Here is a 21,869-nt window from a genome sequence, read left to right as displayed (position 1 = left end):
GCCCCTCGTCCGTGTCGTCCGGGACGGCCGTCCCGCCGGTACGGTCAGCCGCCCAGGGCCGCGATCTGCCCGCGCAGCCGCTCGAAACCGGCGCGCGGACGGCGCAGGTTGCGGGCCCGGATCAGGGCGGGCCAGAAGTCGGCCGCGAGCAGCGCCTCCGGGCGTGCGGCGTGTTTGCGCACCAGCACCTCGTCGGGGACCGGCTGCGGGTCCGGCGTGACGTACTCCTTGAGGATGTCGTCGTACGCCTCCTGGAGCACCGTGTTCTGCGGATCGGCGCCGAAGACCACGGCGACACCGGTCGGGGCGGTGTCGATCTCGAGGACGACCAGGTCGGGGCGGTACTTGCGCAGGACCGTCACCAGCTTGTAGACGTCGCCGGTCCAGTACTTGGTGTGCCGGTCGCGGGCCGCCTCGTCCACGTCGCGGGGCAGCATGTCGTCCAGGACGATCACGCTCGACCAGCGTGAGTGGCGTTCGACGTTCATGAAGTCGCGCAGTGCGTACTCGAAGAGGTGCATGCCGTCGATGAAGGACAGCTCCAGCGTGGGATCGCCGCCGAGCACGCCGAGCGGGTCGCGGCGGGCGAGCGCGCGGAAGGGGTTGCGGCCGCGCCGCAGGTGCACCAGCGGGTCCTTGCGGGCGAAGAAGTCGTCACTGGTCGACTGGACAAGGTGGACGTCGCAGCTGATCGACGTCACCACCTTGAAGGCCGGGTCGATCGCCACGGACGCGACACGTGAAAGCGCCAGGCTGCGACCGTCATTGACGCCGATTTCCAGATAGTTGCGCGGGCGGTAGACACGGTGCAGTCCACGCAACAGTTCATGACGGTTCACTCAAGCGGCCTTTCGTCGCGATTCCGCTGTTCGGGTTCCCGGCGAAGTTACTCGTTGACAGGCGTGCACGTAACCTTTCCCGTCAATTTATTAAGTGTTCCCTGTGAACCGGCGGGCGGGGGGGACTTCTCTTACGGCGCCCCCAGCTACCGCTCCCGTCCGGGCGGTCACGCTGTGCAGCGGGCGGTGCACATGCGAACGGCTCCCGGTCGTGGGACCGGGAGCCGTTCGATGGTGCGCTGGGCCGTGGCCGTCAGCTCTCGTCGGAGGCGGTGGTGACCGTGGTGGTCTTCTTCGCCGTCGACTTGGCGGCGGCCGTCTTGGCGGTCTTGGCCGCCTTCTTGGCCGTCGTCTTCTTCGCGGCCGTCTTCTTGGCAGCGGTCTTCTTCGCGACCGTCTTCTTCGCCGCGGTCTTCTTGGCGGCCGTCTTACGGGCCGTCTTCTTGGCCGGAACTGTCTCCTCGGCGCCCTCCTGGACGGCCTCGGCGGCCCCGGTGGGGGCCTCCTCGGGCGCCGCCGGCGTCTCTGCCGACGGGACGACCACGACGGCCGCCTCCTCGGACGCGGTCGGCGCGGTGGCCTTGCGCACCGCACGGCGGCGCGGGCGGGCCGGAGCGGCGCTCTCGGCGGCCACGGCCGCCTCGGCCTGTGCGGCCGGTTCCTGCGCCGTCCCGGCGGCGGTCTGGGTCGCCGTTTCCGCGACGGGCTCCGCGGCCGGGGCGTTCTCGGCGACGACCGTGACCACGGCCGTCTCGGCACCGGCCGGGGAGCCGGCGGGCGCCGACACCTTCCGGGTGGCACGGCGGCGCGTCCGGCCCTTGGGGGCGGCCTCCTCGGCGGCCGGGGCCGCGGCGGCCTCGACCACCGGGTCCTCGACGGCGGCCGGCTCGGCGTGCGCCGTGGCGGCCGGCTCGGGCAGGACCGGGCGCTCCGCCTCGACGGCGGCCGGTACGTCCTGCGCGGTCGGCGCCTCGGCCTCCGCCTCGGTGCGTGCCGTACGGCCCCTGGGCGCGCCGGCCGGGGCCGAGGCCCTGCGGCTCGCGCGGCGGCGGGTACGGCCGCGGCCGGCCGCGGCCTCCGCCTCGGCGACGCTGCTGTACAGCTCCTCGTCGGGCGCGAAGTCGGGCGCGGGCAGTGCGACGGGCTCGGCGGCCTCGGCGGCGACCTCCGCCGCCGTCTCGACGGCGTGGACGGCCTCGGCGTGCTCGACGGCCCCGTCGGCCACGACCTCGTGGGTCTCGTGCACGTCGTGGTCGTGGTCGTGCTCGTGCCCGTCGCCGCCGCGTCCGCGCTTCCTGCGCTTGCCGCCGCCACCGCCGCCGGAGCTGGGCTGCTCCATGTGGACGATGACGCCACGGCCGTTGCAGTGCACGCAGGTCTCGGAGAAGGACTCCAGGAGGCCCTGTCCGACGCGCTTGCGGGTCATCTGGACGAGCCCCAGCGAGGTCACCTCGGCGACCTGGTGCTTCGTACGGTCCCGCCCGAGGCATTCGAGCAGGCGCCGCAGCACCAGGTCCCGGTTGGACTCCAGGACCATGTCGATGAAGTCGATGACGATGATGCCGCCGAGGTCGCGCAGCCGGAGCTGGCGGACGATCTCCTCGGCCGCCTCCAGGTTGTTGCGGGTCACCGTCTCTTCGAGGTTGCCGCCCTGGCCGGTGAACTTGCCGGTGTTGACGTCGACGACGACCATCGCCTCGGTCCGGTCGATGACCAGCGAACCGCCGCTGGGCAGCCAGACCTTGCGGTCCAGCGCCTTGGCGAGCTGCTCGTCGATCCGGTAGGTGGCGAAGACGTCGACCTCGGAGGTCCACTTCGACAGCCGTCCCGCGAGGTCGGGCGCGACGTGCGAGACATAGCCGTGGACGGTCTCCCAGGCCTCGTCACCGCTGACGACGACCTTGGAGAAGTCCTCGTTGAAGATGTCGCGGACGACCCGGACGGTCATGTCCGGCTCGCCGTACAGCAGCGTCGGGGCGTTGCCGTTCTTCGACTTCTTCTGGATGTCCTCCCACTGCGCCTGGAGCCGTTCGACGTCGCGGCGCAGTTCGTCCTCGCTGGCGCCCTCGGCGGCGGTGCGCACGATGACGCCCGCGTCCTCGGGGACGATCTTCTTGAGGATGGTCTTCAGCCGGGCGCGCTCGGTGTCGGGCAGCTTGCGGCTGATGCCGGTCATCGAGCCCTCGGGGACGTACACGAGGTAGCGGCCCGGGAGGGAGACCTGGCTGGTGAGGCGGGCGCCCTTGTGGCCGATCGGGTCCTTCGTGACCTGGACGAGGACAGACTGGCCGGACTTCAGGGCGGCCTCGATGCGGCGCGGCCCGTTGGCCATGCCGAGCGCCTCGAAGTTGACCTCACCGGCGTAGAGGACCGCGTTGCGGCCCTTGCCGATGTCGATGAAGGCGGCCTCCATGGACGGCAGCACGTTCTGGACCTTGCCCAGGTAGACGTTGCCGACGTACGAGGTGGCCTGCTCCTTGTTGACGTAGTGCTCGACGAGTACGCCGTCCTCCAGGACGCCGATCTGGGTGCGGTCGCCGTGCTGGCGTACGACCATCACGCGCTCGACGGCCTCGCGGCGGGCGAGGAACTCGGCCTCGGTGATGATCGGGACGCGCCGGCGGCCCTGCTCGCGGCCTTCGCGGCGGCGCTGCTTCTTGGCCTCCAGGCGGGTCGAGCCCTTGATGGACTGGACCTCGTCGGAGGGCTCGGAGGGCTTGCGGGGCTCGCGGACCTTGACGACCGTGCGCTCGGGGTCGCCCTCGCCGGGCTCGGTGTCGGGGGTGTCCCCGGCACGCCGGCGGCGGCGCCTGCGACGGCGACTGCTGGAGGAGGATCCGCCGGCCTCGTCGTGGGCCTCCTCGTCGTCCTCTTCCTCCTGCTCGGCGGTGTCCTCGGCATCCTGCTCGGCCTGCTCGGCGGCGAGTTCGTCGGTGTCGTCGGCGCCCTCGCCGTCGGCGGCGTCACCGCGGCGGCGGCGCCGGCCACCGCGACGGCGGCGCCGGCGGGAGCCGGACTCCTCGGCCTCGTCCTCGCCGTCGGCGAGGTCCTCGGCGGACTCCTCCGGCTCGTCGGTCTCGTCCTCGGCGGCGGTCTCGGTGACCGGGGCCTCCTCCGCGGCGCCCCGGCGGCGGCGCCGGCGGCGCGAACCGGCCTCGGCCTGCTCGGCCGGCTCGGCGGCGGACGCCGTACCGGCGGAGGCGGCGGTGGCTGCGGGCTCGGCGGACGCGGGGGCAGCCGTGGCGGCCGCGGGCTCCTCGAGTTCCCCGGCACCCGCGGCGGAGGCGGCGGCCTCGGCGGCGGCGCGCTCGGGGGTCTGGAACTTCGGCTCGGTGAACACGGGCGCCTGGAAGACGGCGACGGCGGGCCGGGCCGGGCGGCGCTGCGGCTCCTCCTCGCCGGCCCGTGCGGCGGGCTCGGAGAACCCGGTGGCGGCCTGTCGCACGACGCGCCGCCTGCGGCGCGGCGTCTCGGCCTCGGCAGCCTCGGCGGGCGCTGCGGGCTCGGCGGCCGGGGTCTCGGCGACCACGGCCTGCGGCTCCTCGGCGGCGGCCGTGCCGGCGGCAGCGGCCTCGGGCGCACCGGCGGGCGCGGACACCCGGCGGGCGGCGCGACGGCGGGTACGGGGGACGGAGGCGGCCTCCTCGGGAGCCTCGACGGCCTCAGGCGCGTCGGCGGCGGTTTCCGTACCGGCCTCGGCGGCGACGGCCGTGGCCTCTTCGCCGTCCTCGGCGGGGGTGCCGGCGGGCGTGGACACCCGGCGGGTCGCACGGCGACGCGTCCGCGGAGCGGGCGCGGCCTCCTCGACGGCCTCAACCGTCTCAGCGGCCTCTGCGGCCTCTGCGGCCTGGACGGCGTCAGCGGCCTCGGTGGTCTCCGGCTGCTGTGCCTGCTCCGTCCGGGTCACGGCGGACGGCTCCTCCGGCGCGGCCGGGGACGCGGTGGGCGCGGAGACCCGGCGGGTCGCGCGGCGGCGCGTCCGGGGAGCGGGCGCGGCCTCCTCGTCGCTGTCGGCGGCCTCGGCCACGGGCGTGCTCTCGGCGGGCTCGGTGACGGCACCGGCGGCGGGGACGACGGTCTCCGCGGTCTCGGTGGGGGCGCCGGCGGGTGCGGACGCGCGGCGGGTCGCGCGGCGGCGCGTCCGCGGGGCGGGCGCGGCCTCCTCGGCGGCCTCGGCAGCCGCTACGGCCTCGGCCGTCCCGGGGGTCTCGGCAGCCTCTTCCGTGACCTCGTCCGTGGCTTCGGCGACGGCCTCGAGGGTCTCGGCGGCCGGTATGGCCGGCACCGTGGTCTCGGCCACGGCCTCGGTCCCGGTGGGCGGTCCCGCGGGGCGGGACGCGGCACGGCGACGCCTGCGCGGCGGCAGGGTGTCGCTGGGGGTGTTCAGTTCGGAGCCCTCGGTGGGCTCGGTCGGTTCGAGCATGCGGGCGTTTCTCCCGTCAGGCTCCCGGGCGCCGCGCCTGGTCCGGCGTCGATCGGTTCGAGCGACCGCCGGTGACGTCCACGGCTCGCGCGATGCGCGGTGCCGCCGTGTGGGGCGCGGGCGCCGCACAGGAGCTTTCTGTGTCCTGTCTCGCCGGTTCCGTACGCCTTGTCGCGGACGGCCTGGCGAAAGTCTTCTGGTCGGTGCGCTGCCCGACCCAGGTGGCTCCCGAGTACGAGGGCGGCGCTACGACGTCCGTCCTTCGCGGGACCTTCCTTACGCCGGCGCCGTCGCGGCGGCAGTCGGTTCGGCCTTCGAGAGGGCCTCGGCTGCCTCGCGGTCGGGCGCGAGCGGGTCGGTCACCGTGCCGGTCTCTTCATCGAGCAGCCCCTGCGCCAGCCTGGTCACCGCTGCGGGGACCGGCGGCGCCAGGTCGGCCACGGCGCGGAGACCGGACAGGACGTCGTCGGGTCGTACGGCAGGCGTCACGTGCCGAACAACCAGCCGCAGTATCGCACAGGGCTGGTCGGTCGGCCTATCAGCCGTTTCACTCTGTGTCTCAAGTCGTACGACGGCGGGGCGGGCGTCGAAGGTGCGGACGCCGTTCTTGGTGGTGCGCTGGACCTCGACGGACTCGGCGGCGTTGAACGCGGCGACGGCCTTCTCGGCCTCCGCCGGGTCCTGGCCGGTCAGCCGCAGCTCCCACACGGAGGCGGTGAGCCGGTCGGCCAGTCCGGGCGTGTGTGCCTCGACCGCGTCGACGATGTCGAGCCCGTCGGGCAGGGACTCGTCGAGGAGGGCGCGCAGCCGCTCCGGATCGCGGTGTGCGGTGAGCGCGATCTCCAGGTACTCGGCCTCGCTGCCCGTGCCGGTGGGTGCGGCATTGGCGTACGACACCTTCGGGTGCGGTGTGAACCCCGCCGAGTACGCCATCGGCACCTCGGCGCGGCGCAGCGCACGCTCGAAGGCGCGCTGGAAGTCACGGTGGCTGGTGAACCGAAGGCGGCCGCGCTTGGTGTAGCGCAGTCGGATGCGCTGCACCGCGGGTGCGGGCGGCGGGCCTTCGGGCTGTCGCTTGCCCAGTGTCGTCAGTCCTTCGTGGTTCTCGTGCGTTCTTGTGCGTGGGCCGTACCGCTGGGGCCGTACGGCCGTGTACTGCTATCCATCAAGAGTACGTGTGTCGCGGCCTCCGGGTTCCCGGCGGTCGATGCGCGCGGGTGGCCGCGGCTCGCCGAAGAGGGCGCGGCGCAGGTCGGCGCGGGCCTGGCGCACGGCACGGCCGATGGCGCGTGCGGCCTCGGCCACCGGGTGCAGGACGAGGTCGCGGACGACGTGCCCGACCGGGGTGAGGACGGTCCGGTACACCCACCGGGCGGGCTCCAGGAAGATCCACCGGAAGAGGGTCCCGATCACCCGTCCGACGGCACGTGCGACGTACCCGGCGGCCCGCCAGGCGTGGCCGAGTGCCTCCCCGATCTCGCGCAGGACGACGGCGAGGACGTGGCCGGCCGGGGCGAGGACCCAGCGCCACAGGGCGAGCGCGGGCAGGACGAGGAGCACGCGCGCGGTCCAGTACAGGGCGGCGCCAAGCATCTCGAACACCCATTCAAGGGCCTTCGCGACGGGTACGAGGATCCGTACGAGTACGTGACCGATCGGGGTGAGCACGCGCGCGTACAGCCACACGAGCGCGCGGCCGACCGGGGGGAACACCTGCGCGCAGAGCCACCGCAGGGCGTGGCCGAGGGGGGTGAGCAGGTACCGGTACAGCCAGATCAGGGGTGTGACGAGGAGCGCGTGGAGAACCAGGCCGATCGCGCGTCCCACCGGGACGAGGACGTACCGCCACAGGAACCGCGCGGCCGCGGCGAGCGCGTCCCAGAGCAGGCGTACCGGCAGCACGACCAGGAAAACGAAGATCCGCACGGGGATCCTGACCGCGACGACCAGGCATCCCTCGGGGTGCTGCGACGGTGGCTGTGGTTGTGGCGGCCGCTGCGGCCGCTTCTGCATGTCCATGGCCGGATGGACGTTATCGCGTACGGCGCGGATGCGTTCGGCCGCCCTTGATCACCGAACGGCGGCGAGACGGTAACAGTTGACCCGCACACGCCAATCTGATTGGAACCGGCCATGTCGGCTTGATTTGCTGTCCGCACAATCACGCCTTGATCCCCGGGGGGACGAGTAATGAACTGGTACGTGGACGTACTGAAGAAGTACGCGGTGTTCAACGGACGCGCGCGCAGGAAGGAATACTGGATGTTCACGTTGATCAACGTGATCATCGCGATCGTGCTGGCCGTCGTCGGCAACGCCATCCACTTCGCCGCCCTCGCCGCGATCTACAACCTCGCGGTCCTGCTGCCCGGCCTCGGTGTCGCGGTCCGCCGGCTGCACGACACCGGCCGCTCGGGCTGGCTGATCCTGGTCGGCATCATCCCGCTGGTCGGCTGGATCTTCGTGCTCGTCTGGCTCGCCTCCGACGGCAAGCCGGAGGAGAACCAGTACGGCGCCAACCCGAAGTACGCGGCCGCCGTCTGACCCGCCGACACCCCGAAGGCCCGCCGGAACCCTCCGGCGGGCCTTCGCCGGTCACGAAGACGACTTCTTGTTCTTCGCGTCCTTATTGCGCTTCGCGTCTCTCTTGTGCTTCTTCTTCTTGCTCTTCTTGATTTTCGTCCCGTTGTTCTTCTTCTCCGCCGCGTACGGGTCCGGGGCCGCGCCCGCGGGTGCCTCGGCCTCCAGTTCCTCCCTGACCTCGGCCAGTTGGCGGCGGGACTCCTCACTGACCTGCGGGTACTGCGGGTTGATGGCCATCAGGGTGTGCACCAGGACGGCGGCCGTGCACACCCGGGCGAACCACTTGTGGTCGGCGGGAACGACGTACCAGGGCGCCCACTGCGTACTGGTGGCGGACAGCATCTGTGAGAACGCCTGCTGGTAGTCGTCCCAGTAGGCCCGTTCTCGCACGTCGGCCGACGAGAACTTCCAGTTCCGCTCGGGTACGTCGATGCGTTTGAGGAAACGGGCGCGCTGTTCTTCCTTCGACAGGTTCAGGAAGATTTTCACGATCCTGAAGCCGTTGTCGGTCAGGTAGCGTTCCCAGTCGTTGATCTCGCGGTAGCGCCGCCGCCACACGTCCGGGCCGCGGGCCGCGGCGGGCAGTTTCTGGCGGCGCAGGTGGTCCGGGTGCACCCGGACCACGAGCACTTCCTCGTAGTGGGAGCGGTTGAAGATGCCGATCTCGCCGCGGCTCGGCAGGTTCCGGGCGTAGCGCCACAGGTAGTCGTGGTCGAGTTCCTCGTTCGAGGGGACCTTGAAGCCGACCACGCGCACGCCCTGCGGGTTCACTCCGCTCATGACGTGGCGGATCGTGCCGTCCTTGCCGCCGGCGTCCAGGGCCTGCAGGCACAGCAGCACCCCGTAGGTGTCCTGGGCGGCCAGCCGCCGCTGGTAGTCGGCCAGCTGCTCGATACCGCTGCGGAGCAGCTCGACGCCGTCCTTCTTCTTGCGGATGCCCGCTCTGAAACCGGGGTCGAAGTCCTCGGCGAGTCGCACCGTGCTGCCGGGCTCCACCCGCAGCGGCTCGATGAACTCCGCGATGCGGTCGGCTCTGTCGTCACCCACGGCCCACCCGCCCTTCCGGACCGACCATGCCCCCGGCCGACCATGCTTGCGCCGGCCGCCGGGAACGTCCTCACCCCTGACGGGTGAGGATCAGGCGGTGGGGGCGTCGCCGCCGTCGCCGTGACCTCCGCCGGCCCCGCGGCGCGGCAGGACGCCGGCCGCGAGAAGGGTGTCGTACAGCCGCTGCTGTTCCGGGTCGAGGCCGGAGTACAGCAGGTCGTACGCCTCCTCCTCGCCCCGCACCGTCTCGACGGGGTCCCAGTCGTCGCCGAGGGCCGCCATGACGTGGGCGCGGCGGGTCAGCTCGTGACCGGTGAGGTCGACGGAGAACTCGACCGGCTCGGCGGGACGGGAGGCATCTTTGTCGGACATATAACCGAATTTAGGTAAGCCCGCCGGGTGTGGACAAGGGCCCGTGGGACACATCACAGCAGGTCGGAGCGCCAAGCGCCACGCCGGTGAGGACGGCCACGGCCTGTTCACACGGGCGGTTCGGTCCCGGCCTGCTCGCTCACCAGGTAGCGCGCGTACCAGTCCGGCCAGTCCGGGTCCTCGCGGCCGGTGCGGGCCTCGTGCTCGCCGTGCGCCGCCGCGGCCCGGCGCAGCGCGCTCGCCAGGTCGTCGGCCGAGGAGAACGTGGTGGCCGCGGGGTCGAGGCGTCCCGGGAGCCGGGAGGTGACCTCCTGGAGGAGCCAGCCGTTGCCGTCCGGATCGCTGAACGACAGGAAGGAGCCGTAGCTGCCGTCGGGGCCGGGCACCCGGGCGTCGGAGCCGGCGTGGTGGAAGACGCCGCCGGCGTCGTGGAACACGTCGCCCGGGTGGGCGCCGTGCTGGGCCAGTTCGTCGTGGGCGGCCTTGATGTCGTCGACGACCAGGTGCAGGCCCTGGGCCGAGCCCGGGGCCTGGTCGGTGACCGAGGAGCCGAAGATGACCGACGCCGGGGAACCCGGCGGGGTCACCTGCACCACCCGGAAGTCCCCGTCGCCGGCGACGTCCGCGTCGAGCCGCCAGCCCAGCGCGGTGTAGAAGTCCTTGGCCCGGTCGACGTCGGCCACCGGCACCACGACGACCTCCAGTTTCATGTCCATGACTCGCGCCTCCCTCTCGTAGGGGCAATGGGACACCGGCGCGGGCGGGCGGTCAGTGTGCGAGCAGTTGCTGACCGCCGTCGATGTCGTAAGTGGCGCCGGTGAGGGCGTCGTTGACCATGATGTGCACGGCGAGCGCGGCGACGTCCGCCGGGCCGACCACCCGGCCGATGGGCAGCGTCCGGCGCAACTCCTCGCGCCGTGCCTCCAGTCGGTCGCCGAGCAGGGCGGCGGACAGCGGTGTGTCCACGAACCCGGCCGCGATGAGGTTGACGCGGACCGGGGCGATCTCGAGTGCCAGGTTGGCGGTGAGCGCCGGCGACGCCGCGGTGACCGCGCCCACGACGGCCATCCCGGGCGCGGGCCGCCGGCCGCCGGTGCCGCCGATGAACAGCAGTGTTCCCCCGGGCCTGACCTTCTCGCGGCCCGCCCGCGCCACCGCCAGCATCATGGCCGTCCGCGCGCCGAAGTCCCGGGCCGCGTCGGCCGGATCGAGTTCGGCGAGCGGGGTGTACGACGGGCTGCCTGCCGTCACCAGCACGTGGTCGATCCGTCCGGGCAGTTCCCTGAGGAAGCGCTCCAGTCGTGCGGTGTCCAGGGCGTCGAACGCGGCCGTGCTCAGCGGGTGCAGTTCGTCCGCGGCCCGCTGCAGGCGCTCGGGGTTGCGTGCCGCCAGGACCAGGTCGCCGCCGGCCGCCCGTACCTGTCGCGCCGTCTCCAGGCCGATGCCGGCGCTGCCGCCGACCACGACGACCGTCTGCCCGGCCAGTTCGCCGTGCGCTCCGCTCGACCCGTCGGCCATGACCGCCTCCACGTCCGCCGGTACCGCTCGCCGCACGGGCCCTGCCGGCCGTCACCGGTAGCCACCGAAGCGTCGACGACGAGGTGCCGGCCCGCATACCGACGAGCGGGAACCCCAGTCTGTCACCCACCCGGCGGAACGGCATCCGGGCTCACCGGCACACCCCGGCCCCACCGGACGGCCCCGTCAGCGCTGTTCACCCGCCCCCGCGCGGCACGGTGCTCGGCTGCGGGCGGAGGCCCCGTGCCCCGCCGGTCGCGCCGACGGTGACGTCAGGGCCGCGTCGCGCCGGTCGCGCCGACGGTGACGTCAGAGCCGCGCCGAGCCGGTCGTGCCGTCTGCACCTCCCCTGCCACTCGCGGCGTCCACGCCGCCCAGCAGCGCCGACAGCTCGTCGCCGAAACCTGCCGTGTCGGTCAGACCGAAGGCGACGCGCTGGAGCAGGAACCCGTGCAGCAGGCCCATGACCACCCGTGCGGCGCGCTGGGGGTCCACGGCGGTCGGGACGGCGCCGGCCGCCTGGCCGCGGCGCAGGGCTTCGGTGATGCCGCGCAGTACGCCCTGGAAGCCCTCGACGGCAGGCGCACGGACGGCGTCGTTGCGCAGCAGCTCCGACCAGCTCTGCACGGCGCAGCGCAGCAGCTCGTCGACCGGCACCTCGCGCCCGGCGGCGTCGGTGACGGTGTCGGCGCTCAGCGCTTCGAGCGAGGCGGCCAGCAGGTCGGCCACGGAAGCGTGGTCGGTGCGTGCGGCCAGCCTCTCGACGGGTTCGAAGACGAGCCGGAACGCGTCCGAGGCGATGGCGAGGATGATCTCCTCCTTGCTCGCGAAGTAGCGGTACGGCGCTCCGGCGGAGACGCCGGCCTCCGCCGCGATGTCGGGCATCGAGGTCTGGTGGAAGCCGTCTCGCGAGAAGCAGCGGCGCGCGGCGGCGACGATCTCCGCCCGCCTGGCCTCTCTTCGCTCGGGGGTGATGCGCGGCATGATCGGCCTTTCAACGTAAATGGTCATTCATCTTGACGGCTGCGGTCCCGGTGGCCCACCCTAAACGTGAAAGGTCATTCACGGAAGCGTGGACAGAAGCGAGGATCTCCCATGAGCACGCACCTGACCATCGGCGCCTACGCCTACGAACACACCGAGGCACTGTTCGACGGCCGTGTCGGGGTCGACGGCGTGGACACCACCTTCGAGACGGCACCGCTGGTCTCGGACATCTTCCGCGGCATGTGCGAGGGCCGGTACGACGTGGCGGAGTTCGGCCTGACCTACTTCCTGCGCACCTTCGACCTCGACGACGCGCCGTTCGTCGCACTGCCGGTCTTCCCGAACCGCAACTTCCGGCACTCCGCCGTCTACGTGAACACCGCGGCCGGGATCCGGAAACCGGAGGACCTGGCCGGCCGCACGATCGGCGAGTTCGCGCTCTACGGTCACGACGCGGGCGTCTGGCCCAAGGGCATCCTGTCGGACGAGTACGGCGTGACCCCCGACCAGTGCCGCTGGGTCATCGGCGGCACGGACCACCCCCTCCCCGCGTTCGACTGGATCCCGCAGCCGGTTCCGGCCGGCGTCGACGTGCGGCACGCGGCGGAGGGCCGGACGCTGAGCGCCATGCTCGAGTCCGGCGAGATCGACGCGCTCATCTCGGTCGACGTCCCCCAGGCCGTGCTGAACGCCTCACCCGCCGTCGCCCGGCTCTTCCCCGACCACGAGACCGTGGAGCGCGACTACTACCGGCGCACCGGAATCTTCCCGCCGATGCACATCGTCGCCGTCCGCAGGGAACTGGCTCACCGGACCGAGCTGCTCCAGGCCGTCTACCGCGCCTTCGTCGAGGCCAAGGACCTCGCCCAGCGCAGGTACCTGAAGGACGCCGCGAAGCAGCACATGAGCCTCGTGACCCCCTGGTTCAGCAAGCTGTTCGAGGAGAACCTGCGTCTGCTGGGCGAGGACTGGTGGCCCTACGGCGTCGCCGCCAACCGCAAGGCCGTCGACACGTTCCTGCGCTACCACCACGAGCAGGGCCTCTCCCGCCGGCTGCTCACCAGCGACGACGTCTTCGTCCCCGAGTTCCTCGGCACCTGAGCGCGAACGGCACGCCGGTCCCCGCCCCCACCGTCCGCAACCGCCTTCACAGGCCGGCCGATGAGTTCGCGGGTCCTGAGCGGTCTGTCCTTGTACGAGCCGAAGCCGTCCACGAGATCTGTGAGGACACCATGACCGACCTCGCGCTACCGCCCGTCGTCGACGCCGCGACCTGGGAGCAGCGGCTCAGGGCGCTGCGGGCCCGGGAGAAGGCCGCGACCCGGGAACTCGACGCCATCGCCGCCGAGCGCCGCCGCCTGCCGATGGTGCAGATGCCCGACTACACGCTGGAGGGCGAGGACGGTCCCGTCCGGCTGGCGGACGTCTTCGAGGGCAAGAGGCAGCTGATCGTCTACCACCACATGTGGTTCGCCGGGAAGGAATGGCAGTGCCCGGGCTGTACGGGGTTCACCTCGCAATTCACCCGCCTGGACTTCCTGGACCCCTACGACGCGCGATTCGTCGTCGTCACCCAGGGCCCGATCGAAGAGGCGCTCGCCTACAAGCACCGGGTCGGCAACCGGATGACGTGGTACTCGACGGCCGGCAGCCCGTTCGGGTCGGATGTCGGCGCACCGCCCGACGGCGGGTTCGCGGTCAACGTGTTCCTGCGCGACGGTGACACCGTCTACCGCACCTGGCACACCGACGGCCGGGGCACCGAGCAGCTCAGCCACAGCTTCGCCCTGATCGATCTCCTCCCGTACGGACGCCAGGAGGAATGGCAGGACTCACCCGAGGGCTGGCCCCAGTCCCCGACCTACAGCCGCTGGGCGACGTCCGAGCACATCGCCGCCCTCTACGGTCCGGCCTCCGGCTGACCCCGCCGCCTACGGCGGCCTCAGTGCACGTGCCCGCCGGACGCCGGCGCCCCGTTCTTGACCGTCAACGGCAACAGCTTCTTGCCGGTCGGGCCGATCTGGATGCTGGTGTCCATCTGCGGCACATACCAACAGGCCTAAAACCTCTGCCGTGCCGGCCTTGAGGAACCGAACGAAGCAGGGCACGGCAACCGACCACAGTCAGCGGTCAGTTGATGCCGAGTGGACCGAGGCCGGCTTGGGCTCTCGGAGGGGCTGGAGAAAACGGAGGCCGACGCCAGTCCCTGATGCGGCCGGTCAGCACCGGCTAGTCCGTAGGCTCTTTGCGGCGGGGCATCAGCAGAAAGGCCAGCACCGCCACAACCAGTGGCAGGACGCTGACGATCAGCATGGTGAGCCGGAGCCCGTCGGTGAAGTCCAGCGCGAGGTCCAGCCCCGACGCCTGCCGGAGCAGGTTGGGGTCGTACACGGTGCTGCCGGGGCTCTGCGCCAGTCCACTGCGCACGGCATCCACGGCCCGCCCGGCCCGGGCCACCGACAGCCCGCGTGACTTCGCATCCACCAGCCACTGCCGCCGGAAGAAGAATTCGAGAAGCAGAACGTAGACGGTGGGCCCGAAAGCGGCGCCGGTCATCGCGAAGGCCATCTGGACAGAGGCCACCGTGCCGGATTGCCCCGGCGCTGCCTCGGAGAGGACCGTCTCGGACACCGAAGCGGAAGTCACCACAGACCCGAGATTGCACATCCATGTGATCGGCACGAGCAGCCACACCGCCATCGCGGGGCCCGCAGTGCCCGCCATCAGCAGTCCGCTTGCCGCCATCACCAGCAGTCCGGTGATCATCACCGGCCGTGGGCTGTACTTCCCGATCAGGCCCCCGGCGAGGATCACCGAACCGGCGATCAGCAGGGTGCCGGGCAGGTACAGCAGGCCGACGGACTCGGGTGACAGCGACAGCACAACGCTGCCGAACTGGCCCAGGACGATACCGAGCCCCGCGATCAGGAAGTTCAGCGTGAGCGTCGCCGCCAGGGCCACGCTGAACGGTGCACTGCGGAACAGCGCCGGGTCCAGGGCGGGTTCCGGAGTACGGCGTGCATGAAGCACGAAGAGCACGGCGGCGACCGGGCCGATGCCCAGCGGCACCCAGGTCTCGGGCCGGAAGACCCCGTTCTGCGCCGCGGCAAGACCGACGACGAGGGCCAGCAGAGTCGCCCCGATCAGGGTGAGACCCACCACGTCGAGGCGACGGCCCTGCTGGACGGGTGGCTCCGGGACGTACCGGGCCGTCAACCACAGCGACGCCACGCACAGCAGTGGGGCGATCAGGAACAGGATCCGCCAGCCGACGGCGGCCACCGCCCAACCCGCGAGCGCCGGGATCACCCCGCACAGGATCACGTCGACGGCCATCAGGCCACCGATGGCGACCGGCCGCCTCTCCGGCGCCGTGGACACCTTCAGCAGGGCCAGCGGCACCGCCAGCAGCGCGGTCATCCCCAGCCCGGCCAGAAAGCGCATCGCCAGCAGGAAGCCGTAGCCGGGCGAGAACACGGAGAGCAGGTCGGCGACCGTGACGACGACCAGTCCGAGCATCAGCAGCCGCTTGAGCCCGACGGAGTCCCCGAGCCTGCCCGCGGCGAGAACGGAGGCAGCCATTACCAGCGTCGCCGCCCCACCGAGCAACCCGACGGCCTGTGGCGGCACATGCAGGGCCCGGCTCACCCGTGGCAGATTCAGGCTGAGCACCAGCGGGTCGATGACGGTGACCGTGAAAGCGAGGGCGAGGGCGACGATGATCCGCAGGGTCGTCGAGTCGATACGTGACGCAGCGGATGACACCGCAGCGCCTCCCGTGCTTCGTCCCATACCGGTCGACGCTAACCCGGCCGTCGCGCGCCGTCGGGCTGCCCCGGCCGACACGCACGGAAGCCCGGCGTTCGGACTGCGCACGTCGCTGTCACACGGATCCCAGCCATCAGAACGGCCACAATCACCGTAGCCGCCCTGACCATGGCGGTTCCTGCCCGTGCCGACGACGACAGCGGTTTCGGCGACGGCGTCGACGCTGCGAGCGCCGGGCGGCCTCACAACGCCGGGCCCACGGACTCGGAGGGCCGGCCCCCGCCGCGTGAACGGCGGTTTGCCTCCTCTGAGGCACCCGCGACCCGAGCGTTTGTCAACAACACACAAGGGGACGTCAGGCCCCTTGGTCACCCTGTCGAACCAGCCCTGGTTCGTCCGATGCACTTACTTGTCTGGCCTCGAAGATCGGACCTGCGGAGCTCGGAGGGCGAGCACTGCCATGTCGTCGTGTCCGTCGCTGGGGTGCTCCTCGATCAGGACGCGGACGAGGTCGGCCACGGGCAGGTCGACGTGGGCGGCAGCGACGTCGGCGAGCCGTTGCAAGCCTGCCTCCAGTGAGTGGTGACGGTGTTCGACGAGCCCATCGGTGAAGAAGACGACTGTGGCATCGGTGGGAAGGAGATGGGTGTGGTTGTGGCGTCGTGCAGTGCTGTCGACGCCGAGGGGCAGGTCAGGATCCGCGAGCAGGTGGCTGGCCCGGCGATCGGGGGTGATCACCAAAGGCGGAGGGTGCCCTGCAGTACTCCAGCGCAACGTCCATCCGGCCGACGGCGCGGGTTCGATCCGGGCAAGGCACGCGGTGGTCACGGGACTGTCCGTGATGGCCTGGAGCGTGCGGTCGAGGTGCGCGAGGACAGCGCTGGGCGAGGTACGGCGATCGTAGAGCAGGGCACGCAGCATGCTGCGGGTCTGAGCCATGGCGGCGGCCGCCTGGAGGTCGTGTCCGACGACGTCACCGATGACGGCGGCGCAAGCTCCGTCGGGCACCAACAGGGCGTCGTACCAGTCCCCGCCCACATGGTCGGGGGTGCTGGCAGCGTGGTAAGCCGCGGCAGCGTCGAAGGGCGCCAGGTGGTCAGGCAGGCATGGCAGTAGGAGACGCTGGAACCGTTCGGCATCGCGCCTGGTCTTCTCATACAGACGGGCATCGTCGATGGCCAGGGCGGCGGCGCCGGCCAGGGCGACGATCAGGCCTTCGTCACGGCCGTCGAATGGGCGTCCGTCGATCCGCTCGGAAAGATACAGATCTCCGTAAATCTTCCCGCGGATGGTGATCGGGGCGCCCAGCAGGGTCCGCATGGGCGGGTGGCCGGGCGGGAAGCCTGTCGAGTCCGGATGCAGGGTAATGCCGTCGACACGGAGCGGCACAGGGTGGCTGATCAAATGCCCGAGCAAGCCACGCCCACGAGGAAGCTCCACCCCGGCCAGGCCAGCGCTTTCCTGCTCCGACAGACCCACCGGGAGGAACAGCGCCAGGCTGTCACCCTGCTCGTCCAGCACGCCGAGCGCACCATAGCGCGCACCCACCAGTTGCATGGCGGTGGAAACGATCAACTCCAGCACAACGGACAGCTCCACCTCCCGACCCAGGACGGCCTCGTAAAGGTCATGCAATTCGTCCTGGGCCCGGGCCAGTGCCCTGAGCTGCTCAGCGATCCGCTCCAGCTCGGCGCCCAGGCGCAGTCTGGGCGCCGACTGCGGCGTGCGTTGTTGACTGTGCTCGCTCATCCTGGCCGCCCGACAGTGCGCAGTGCACTTCACCGGCCATTCTCCCCCAAAGCGGAGCGCAGCACCCGAGCATCGTTGCCGACAGCAGATCCCTAGCGGCTTAGAGCCTGGAGCAGTGGTCAGACCCACTCCACCTCGGAAACGATGGCCGGGGTACTTCCAGGGTCCGGCAATGGGCTCCACGAGGATGCGGGTGGCGCCGAGGAGCGAGAGACCGAAGCGCCGACCGCAGCCGGCGCAGCCGCCACCTCGTTCTCACTCGCCTCCATCACCCGATCGAGTGCGTCGCCCACCTCAGTGACTGCCTGTGTGGGGCCCGGGCCTGGGCTCAGCGTTCGAAGGTGCCGGTCAGGCGGCCGCGGTCGAGGACGGATGCGGTGATGGCGGGCAGCAGGGTGCGGGGCCGGGCCCGGTCCACTGGTGTTGCGCCGAGGGTGCTGTCCACGGGGATGGAGAGGGCGAACAACTGGAAGACGTAGCGGTGCGGACCGTGGCCTTTGATGGGTGCGGGCCCGTGGTACCCGCGTCCGATGGTGGACCGCAGCAGTTGCACCTCCGCGGCCGGCTGCCGGGCGTTGAGGGCACCGGGTTCCAGGTGCCCGCAGGACGGGTCGATCAGGGCTGCGCAGTGCACGGCGGGCTTGGCCATGGGAACGTCGATGTCCTCGACGACCAGGAGGAGTTGCGCGGTGTCGGCCGGCGGCGGGGTCCAGGCCAGGTGGGGGGACCGGTCGGCGCCGCCGATGTGCTTCGCGCAGTGCTCCAGCGGCACGGCAGCACCGTCGTCGAAGTTCCGGCTGGTGAGGGTCAGCAGCTCGGGACCTTGCAGGCCGGGCAGATTCCACGCCAGGTGGTTCTCGCCTGCTCTGCGGTTGCTCAGGAGTCGGCCCAGCAGGGTCATCGCGTGGTCTCCAGCATGTCGGTGATCTCGGCGGCGGTGGCGGTCTCGCCGAGTTTGGGGAAGACGCGTTCGACACTGTGGCGGTGGGCGTCGGCGTCAGGGTCGGTCACGGCGTCGGTGGCCAGGACCACGTGGTAGCCGTAGTCGGAGGCCGAACGCGCGGTCGACTCAACGCCTGAGCTGGTCGAAATGCCGGCAAGCACGACCTGGGTGACGCCCAGGTCCCGCAGGAGGGTGTCGAGTCCGGTGTCGTGGAACGCGCTGCGCCGCCGCTTGGTGATCAGATGGTCGGTCGGCTGGACGTCGAGTTCGTCGATGAGATCGGCCCAGCCGGGCGGCAGTGCGGCGCCGCGCCCGGAGCGTCGTCCGGCCTCGGTGCGCCCCGGCGCGCGTCCGGTGACGTTGACCAGGACCACGGGCAGGCCGTGCCGCCGGAACTCGGTGGCCAGGTCGGTCGCCTGCTTGACGGCGGCGGTGACCGGACTGTCGGTGCGGGCCGAGACGATGCCCTTCTGCAGGTCGATCACGACCAGCGCGGGCGTGGGGTCGATCGTTGTCAGTGCCAAGGATGTTTCTCCTGTGGATGTCGGCTGGTAGCCGGGTCCGGGGCGCTGCTGGTCTCAGCCGGCGGCGCCCGCGTTCCGGCCGTCGATCGCAGGGGCGATGGCGTCGCCGGTGGCGGCCGTTTGCGGTTCCGGGGTCCTGGCGGCGGGGGTGGTGCCGCTGCCGCGAAGCAGGGAGGCGATCGCGGCGAGGAGGGCGAGGACGGCGCCGAAGGCGAACACGACGACCAGGCCGGAGTGGAAGGGCCCGGAGATCAGGTTCGGGAAGAACTCGCGTCCTGTCAGGGCCTGTTGCTGCGCCGCGGTCAGATGGGCCAGCGCGCCGCTGGGTTGGAGCAGGTGCTGGATCGGGTTGACGCCCAGTTGGGCGGCGAACAGGGACGCGACCGGGGGCAGGCTGCCGACCTGGGCCGCGACCTGGGCCGGTACACCCTGCTGTTGCAGGCCGGCAGCGAGGGCATGCGGAAGGCTGCCGGCCAGTCCGGCGATCATGAGGGAGAAGAACACGCCGATCGAGACGGCGGTACCGGAGTTCTGGAAGGTGGCGCGCATGCCGGAGGCGACACCGCGGAGGTGTGCGGGCACACTGCCCATGATCGACGAGGAGTTGGGGGAGGCGAACATGCCGCTGGCGATCCCGTTGAGGGCGATCAGCACGGCGAAGATCCAGTAGCTGAAGTCGATCGGCAGGAGCATCAGGCCCAGGAAGCTGGCGCCGAACAGCAGCGCGCCGCCGGTGGCCAGGCCCCGGGAGCCGATCCGGTCGGACAGATGACCGGACACCGGCCCGGCCGCGAGGAAACCTGCAGTCAGCGGCAGCATGAAGATGCCCGCCCACAGCGGCGTGGCGCTGTAGTCATAGCCGTGCAGCGGAAGCCAGATGCCCTGCAGCCAGATGATCAGTACGAACTGCATCCCGCCGCGGCCGATCGATATGGCCAGGCCCGCCAGATTGCCGAAAGTGAAGGCCCGCAGGCGAAAGAGACCCAGTTGGATCATGGGCGCCGAGACGCGGGTCTCGATGGCGACGAACGCTGCCAGGAGGAGCAGTCCGCCGGTTATCAGCGCGTCGACCAGCGGGTTGGTCCAGCCCATGGTGTGCCCGCCGTAGGGCTGCAGGCCGAAGGTGACCGCGATCAGGACCGCGCTGAGGCCCACCGCGAAGGTGATGTTGCCCCACCAGTCGATCCGCCCGCCGCCACGCCTGCCGGTTTCGCGCAGGGTGCGGTAGGCCCACAGCGTGAAGAACACGCCGACGGGCACGTTCACCCAGAACACCGCCCGCCAGTCCCAGGCCGACAGCAGACCACCGGCGACCAGGCCGATGAACATCCCGCCCAGCCCCGCGACCTGGTTGATGCCCAGGGCAAAGCCGCGCTGCTCCTTGGGGAAGGCGTCGGTCAGGATTGCGGCCGAGTTCGCTGTCAGCATCGATCCGCCGACGGCCTGCACCAGTCGCCAGGCAATCAGCCACATCGCCCCGTGGCCGCCGTCGAAGGGATCGAAGGACAACAGGATCGAGGCAACGGTGAAGACCGCGAACCCGAAGTTGTAGATCCGGACCCGGCCGTGCATGTCTCCCAGCCGGCCCACCGTGACCACCAGGACGGCCTGGACCAACCGGTACCCCATGATCATCCACAGCAGATAGCCGATGTTTCCGGGAGCCAGCGGGTCCAGGTGCACGCCGCGGAAGATCGCCGGCAGGGCGATCAGCACGATGGAGCCGTCCAGCGCGGACATGAAGACCGCGGCGGTCGTGTTCGTCAGCGCGATCCACTTGTACCGGGCGTCATCGGCGGATCGGTGCGGGGCGTACGGCTTGGGGGGATCCGTCATCAGCGTGGCTTTCTCGTGGCTCCGTCGGCGTCAGATGTTCTGGGCCAGCCGCTCCAGCAGTGGCGCGGCCGCTGCGAGCTGCCCCAGCTCCGTCGGGGTGAAGGTGCCGCCGGCCAGGGCCCGGGCGATGAGTTCGGTCCGCGCGTTGCGCTTGTCCTTCAGCGCCTGCAGACCGGCGTCGGTCACCGTGAGCACCACGCGCCTGCCGTCGTTCGGATCCCGTCGGCGTTCGACCAGGCCCCGGCCTTGCAGCGCACTGAGCGTCGCTCCCATGGCCTGTGCGGTGATCTGCGCTTCCCGGGCCAGCGCCGAGGAGGTGGTGGGGCCGGAACGGTTCAGCTGCGACAGGGCGGTCCGCTCGGGCATCGTCAGCCCGCCTTCGACCGGCACGTGGCGCACCCGTCGCACCAGCACGCTGATACTCGCCAGCAGGGCTGAGGCGACTGCGGCCGGGTTCAGATCATCGCTCATATGCTAAAGCTACCTTATCAATTTGCCTTAGGACTAGCGCAGACAGGTGCGTACTCAAGGGCGTCGGTTCGGGCGGTTGTCCCAGCGATGGCTTGTCCACACCTTGCGGAGCAGGCTCCGGATGGTGATGACCGTGTCAGCGAGGTCGAAGAAGGCGTCGATGACTGCGGCGCGGCGTTCGTAGCATCGGGCGAGCCGGTGGAAGGGCGTCCTGCCAGACGAGGATGCGCTCGATGTGCCACCGCCGGCTCGCCTGGATCGGTGCCTTCTCGCCCTTGTGCGCGATGCGGCCGCGCAGGCCGCGCGCGGTGAGTTCGGCGCGGGACTTGTCCGAGTCGTAGTCGGCGTCGAGGTGCACCGTGATGTCGTCGGGCAGCGGCCCCAGGTCCGCCAGCCGGTCAAGAGTCGGAGCCAGGGGCGGTGCGTCGTGACGGTCCGGCGAGGACCCTGCCGAAAGGACTGGCGCGGACACCCTGCACGGGTCATCCTCCGCCCGTACCTCGGACTTCTCAGGCGGCCCGGCTGCGTTCGTAGTCGACGTCCGGGGGGCTGGTGTCCGCGTGGAGTCCGACGGCCGAGCGTCTGTTGGGCTACGAAACGGCTGAGGTAGGACGGCCGGTCGCTGAGCTTTGGCCAGTAATCCCCGACGCTCCCCAGCAGCTGTCGTCAGCCTTTGCACCAACGGCTGGGCTTCTGTCCTGCCCATAGTCTGCGACTTGCAGGGTCGACATCCTGCCGAGTCCTGTACGGTCCGGCGTCCCGGAGGGAGCCGACGGCGCCGGCGGGCGAGGACGTGGAAGGCTCACCGC

At 71.2% G+C, this 21,869-nt stretch carries 18 protein-coding genes and 1 pseudogene; 3 read left to right on the top strand and 16 right to left on the bottom strand.

Annotated elements, in window-relative coordinates:
• Positions 1-44 precede the first annotated feature (44 nt).
• From ACZ63F_RS13705 to ACZ63F_RS13690, 4 genes are all read right to left on the bottom strand, one after another.
• Positions 45-839: a class I SAM-dependent methyltransferase gene (locus tag ACZ63F_RS13705; RefSeq protein ID WP_351955013.1), complete on the bottom strand. Its 795-nt coding sequence runs from the start codon at positions 837-839 to the stop codon at positions 45-47.
• A 253-nt stretch (positions 840-1,092) separates the two neighbouring features.
• Complete coding sequence (locus tag ACZ63F_RS13700) at positions 1,093-5,262, bottom strand: Rne/Rng family ribonuclease (RefSeq protein ID WP_469710784.1); 4,170 nt, start codon at positions 5,260-5,262, stop codon at positions 1,093-1,095.
• A gap of 276 nt (positions 5,263-5,538) precedes the next feature.
• Positions 5,539-6,303, bottom strand: coding sequence for a TIGR03936 family radical SAM-associated protein (locus tag ACZ63F_RS13695; RefSeq protein ID WP_469710781.1), 765 nt, complete (start codon positions 6,301-6,303; stop codon positions 5,539-5,541).
• A gap of 117 nt (positions 6,304-6,420) precedes the next feature.
• The gene (locus ACZ63F_RS13690) at positions 6,421-7,281 is read right to left on the bottom strand and encodes a hypothetical protein (protein ID WP_469710779.1); all 861 of its coding nucleotides are present in this window, start codon (positions 7,279-7,281) and stop codon (positions 6,421-6,423) included.
• Between the two features lie 171 nt (positions 7,282-7,452).
• Between ACZ63F_RS13690 and ACZ63F_RS13685 the strand changes: the two genes are divergently transcribed.
• Positions 7,453-7,806, top strand: a complete 354-nt coding sequence (locus ACZ63F_RS13685; RefSeq protein ID WP_351955017.1) for a DUF805 domain-containing protein — start codon at positions 7,453-7,455, stop codon at positions 7,804-7,806.
• A gap of 51 nt (positions 7,807-7,857) precedes the next feature.
• Here ACZ63F_RS13685 and ACZ63F_RS13680 read toward each other — a convergent pair whose 3' ends face one another.
• The 5 genes from ACZ63F_RS13680 to ACZ63F_RS13660 all read right to left on the bottom strand — a co-directional run bounded on the left by ACZ63F_RS13680 (position 7,858) and on the right by ACZ63F_RS13660 (position 11,766).
• Positions 7,858-8,892 carry a polyphosphate kinase 2 family protein gene (locus ACZ63F_RS13680; protein WP_469710777.1) on the bottom strand — a complete coding sequence of 345 codons (1,035 nt, stop codon included), beginning with the start codon at positions 8,890-8,892 and terminating at the stop codon, positions 7,858-7,860.
• Between the two features lie 90 nt (positions 8,893-8,982).
• Positions 8,983-9,264 carry a DUF6400 family protein gene (locus ACZ63F_RS13675; RefSeq protein ID WP_469710775.1) on the bottom strand — a complete coding sequence of 94 codons (282 nt, stop codon included), beginning with the start codon at positions 9,262-9,264 and terminating at the stop codon, positions 8,983-8,985.
• 107 nt (positions 9,265-9,371) lie between these two features.
• Positions 9,372-9,980 carry a VOC family protein gene (locus ACZ63F_RS13670; protein ID WP_469710774.1) on the bottom strand — a complete coding sequence of 203 codons (609 nt, stop codon included), beginning with the start codon at positions 9,978-9,980 and terminating at the stop codon, positions 9,372-9,374.
• Between the two features lie 52 nt (positions 9,981-10,032).
• A complete protein-coding gene (locus ACZ63F_RS13665) occupies positions 10,033-10,782 on the bottom strand; it encodes an SDR family oxidoreductase (RefSeq protein ID WP_469710772.1) in 750 nt (249 codons plus the stop codon).
• Between the two features lie 309 nt (positions 10,783-11,091).
• On the bottom strand, positions 11,092-11,766 hold the full coding sequence (locus ACZ63F_RS13660; protein WP_469710770.1) for a TetR/AcrR family transcriptional regulator: 675 nt from the start codon (positions 11,764-11,766) through the stop codon (positions 11,092-11,094).
• A gap of 111 nt (positions 11,767-11,877) precedes the next feature.
• Between ACZ63F_RS13660 and ACZ63F_RS13655 the strand changes: the two genes are divergently transcribed.
• Both ACZ63F_RS13655 and ACZ63F_RS13650 read left to right on the top strand, forming a co-directional pair.
• Positions 11,878-12,870, top strand: a complete 993-nt coding sequence (locus tag ACZ63F_RS13655; protein WP_469710768.1) for a substrate-binding domain-containing protein — start codon at positions 11,878-11,880, stop codon at positions 12,868-12,870.
• Positions 12,871-13,001: 131 nt separating this feature from the next.
• The gene (locus tag ACZ63F_RS13650) at positions 13,002-13,691 is read left to right on the top strand and encodes a DUF899 domain-containing protein (RefSeq protein WP_469710766.1); all 690 of its coding nucleotides are present in this window, start codon (positions 13,002-13,004) and stop codon (positions 13,689-13,691) included.
• 307 nt (positions 13,692-13,998) lie between these two features.
• Here the strand turns inward: ACZ63F_RS13650 and ACZ63F_RS13645 are convergent, their stop codons facing one another.
• The 7 genes and pseudogenes from ACZ63F_RS13645 to ACZ63F_RS13615 form a co-directional block, all read right to left on the bottom strand.
• Positions 13,999-15,645, bottom strand: a complete 1,647-nt coding sequence (locus ACZ63F_RS13645) for an MFS transporter (RefSeq protein ID WP_469710765.1) — start codon at positions 15,643-15,645, stop codon at positions 13,999-14,001.
• Between the two features lie 297 nt (positions 15,646-15,942).
• A complete protein-coding gene (locus tag ACZ63F_RS13640; protein ID WP_469710762.1) occupies positions 15,943-17,286 on the bottom strand; it encodes a PP2C family protein-serine/threonine phosphatase in 1,344 nt (447 codons plus the stop codon).
• 328 nt (positions 17,287-17,614) lie between these two features.
• Complete coding sequence (locus tag ACZ63F_RS13635) at positions 17,615-18,187, bottom strand: YbhB/YbcL family Raf kinase inhibitor-like protein (RefSeq protein ID WP_469710760.1); 573 nt, start codon at positions 18,185-18,187, stop codon at positions 17,615-17,617.
• Positions 18,184-18,753 carry a cysteine hydrolase family protein gene (locus ACZ63F_RS13630; RefSeq protein ID WP_469710758.1) on the bottom strand — a complete coding sequence of 190 codons (570 nt, stop codon included), beginning with the start codon at positions 18,751-18,753 and terminating at the stop codon, positions 18,184-18,186. Before ACZ63F_RS13630 ends, ACZ63F_RS13635 begins: the two co-directional genes overlap by 4 nt.
• A gap of 54 nt (positions 18,754-18,807) precedes the next feature.
• Positions 18,808-20,589 carry an MFS transporter gene (locus tag ACZ63F_RS13625; RefSeq protein WP_469710756.1) on the bottom strand — a complete coding sequence of 594 codons (1,782 nt, stop codon included), beginning with the start codon at positions 20,587-20,589 and terminating at the stop codon, positions 18,808-18,810.
• A 30-nt stretch (positions 20,590-20,619) separates the two neighbouring features.
• Positions 20,620-21,060 (bottom strand): MarR family winged helix-turn-helix transcriptional regulator, encoded by a 441-nt coding sequence (locus tag ACZ63F_RS13620; RefSeq protein WP_469710754.1) that lies wholly within the window; start codon positions 21,058-21,060, stop codon positions 20,620-20,622.
• A gap of 54 nt (positions 21,061-21,114) precedes the next feature.
• A pseudogene (locus ACZ63F_RS13615) lies at positions 21,115-21,518 on the bottom strand (transposase family protein); the annotation flags it as partial.
• Between the last annotated feature and the right edge of the window lie 351 nt (positions 21,519-21,869).

Source organism: Streptomyces sp. NPDC104761, from assembly GCF_055583445.1.
The sequence above is the reverse complement of the archived record's forward strand: the minus strand, read 5'-3'. Positions and strand labels throughout refer to the sequence as shown.

Excerpts from the sequence above, each read along its gene's own strand:
- ACZ63F_RS13700 (WP_469710784.1), bottom strand. The coding sequence starts at position 5,262 with ATGCTCGAACCGACCGAGCCCACCGAGGGCTCCGAACTGAACACCCCC.
- ACZ63F_RS13690 (WP_469710779.1), bottom strand. The coding sequence starts at position 7,281 with ATGGACATGCAGAAGCGGCCGCAGCGGCCGCCACAACCACAGCCACCG.
- ACZ63F_RS13685 (WP_351955017.1), top strand. The coding sequence starts at position 7,453 with ATGAACTGGTACGTGGACGTACTGAAGAAGTACGCGGTGTTCAACGGA.
- ACZ63F_RS13675 (WP_469710775.1), bottom strand. The coding sequence starts at position 9,264 with ATGTCCGACAAAGATGCCTCCCGTCCCGCCGAGCCGGTCGAGTTCTCC.
- ACZ63F_RS13670 (WP_469710774.1), bottom strand. The coding sequence starts at position 9,980 with ATGGACATGAAACTGGAGGTCGTCGTGGTGCCGGTGGCCGACGTCGAC.
- ACZ63F_RS13665 (WP_469710772.1), bottom strand. The coding sequence starts at position 10,782 with ATGGCCGACGGGTCGAGCGGAGCGCACGGCGAACTGGCCGGGCAGACG.
- ACZ63F_RS13660 (WP_469710770.1), bottom strand. The coding sequence starts at position 11,766 with ATGCCGCGCATCACCCCCGAGCGAAGAGAGGCCAGGCGGGCGGAGATC.
- ACZ63F_RS13655 (WP_469710768.1), top strand. The coding sequence starts at position 11,878 with ATGAGCACGCACCTGACCATCGGCGCCTACGCCTACGAACACACCGAG.
- ACZ63F_RS13650 (WP_469710766.1), top strand. The coding sequence starts at position 13,002 with ATGACCGACCTCGCGCTACCGCCCGTCGTCGACGCCGCGACCTGGGAG.
- ACZ63F_RS13640 (WP_469710762.1), bottom strand. The coding sequence starts at position 17,286 with ATGAGCGAGCACAGTCAACAACGCACGCCGCAGTCGGCGCCCAGACTG.
- ACZ63F_RS13635 (WP_469710760.1), bottom strand. The coding sequence starts at position 18,187 with ATGACCCTGCTGGGCCGACTCCTGAGCAACCGCAGAGCAGGCGAGAAC.
- ACZ63F_RS13625 (WP_469710756.1), bottom strand. The coding sequence starts at position 20,589 with ATGACGGATCCCCCCAAGCCGTACGCCCCGCACCGATCCGCCGATGAC.
- ACZ63F_RS13620 (WP_469710754.1), bottom strand. The coding sequence starts at position 21,060 with ATGAGCGATGATCTGAACCCGGCCGCAGTCGCCTCAGCCCTGCTGGCG.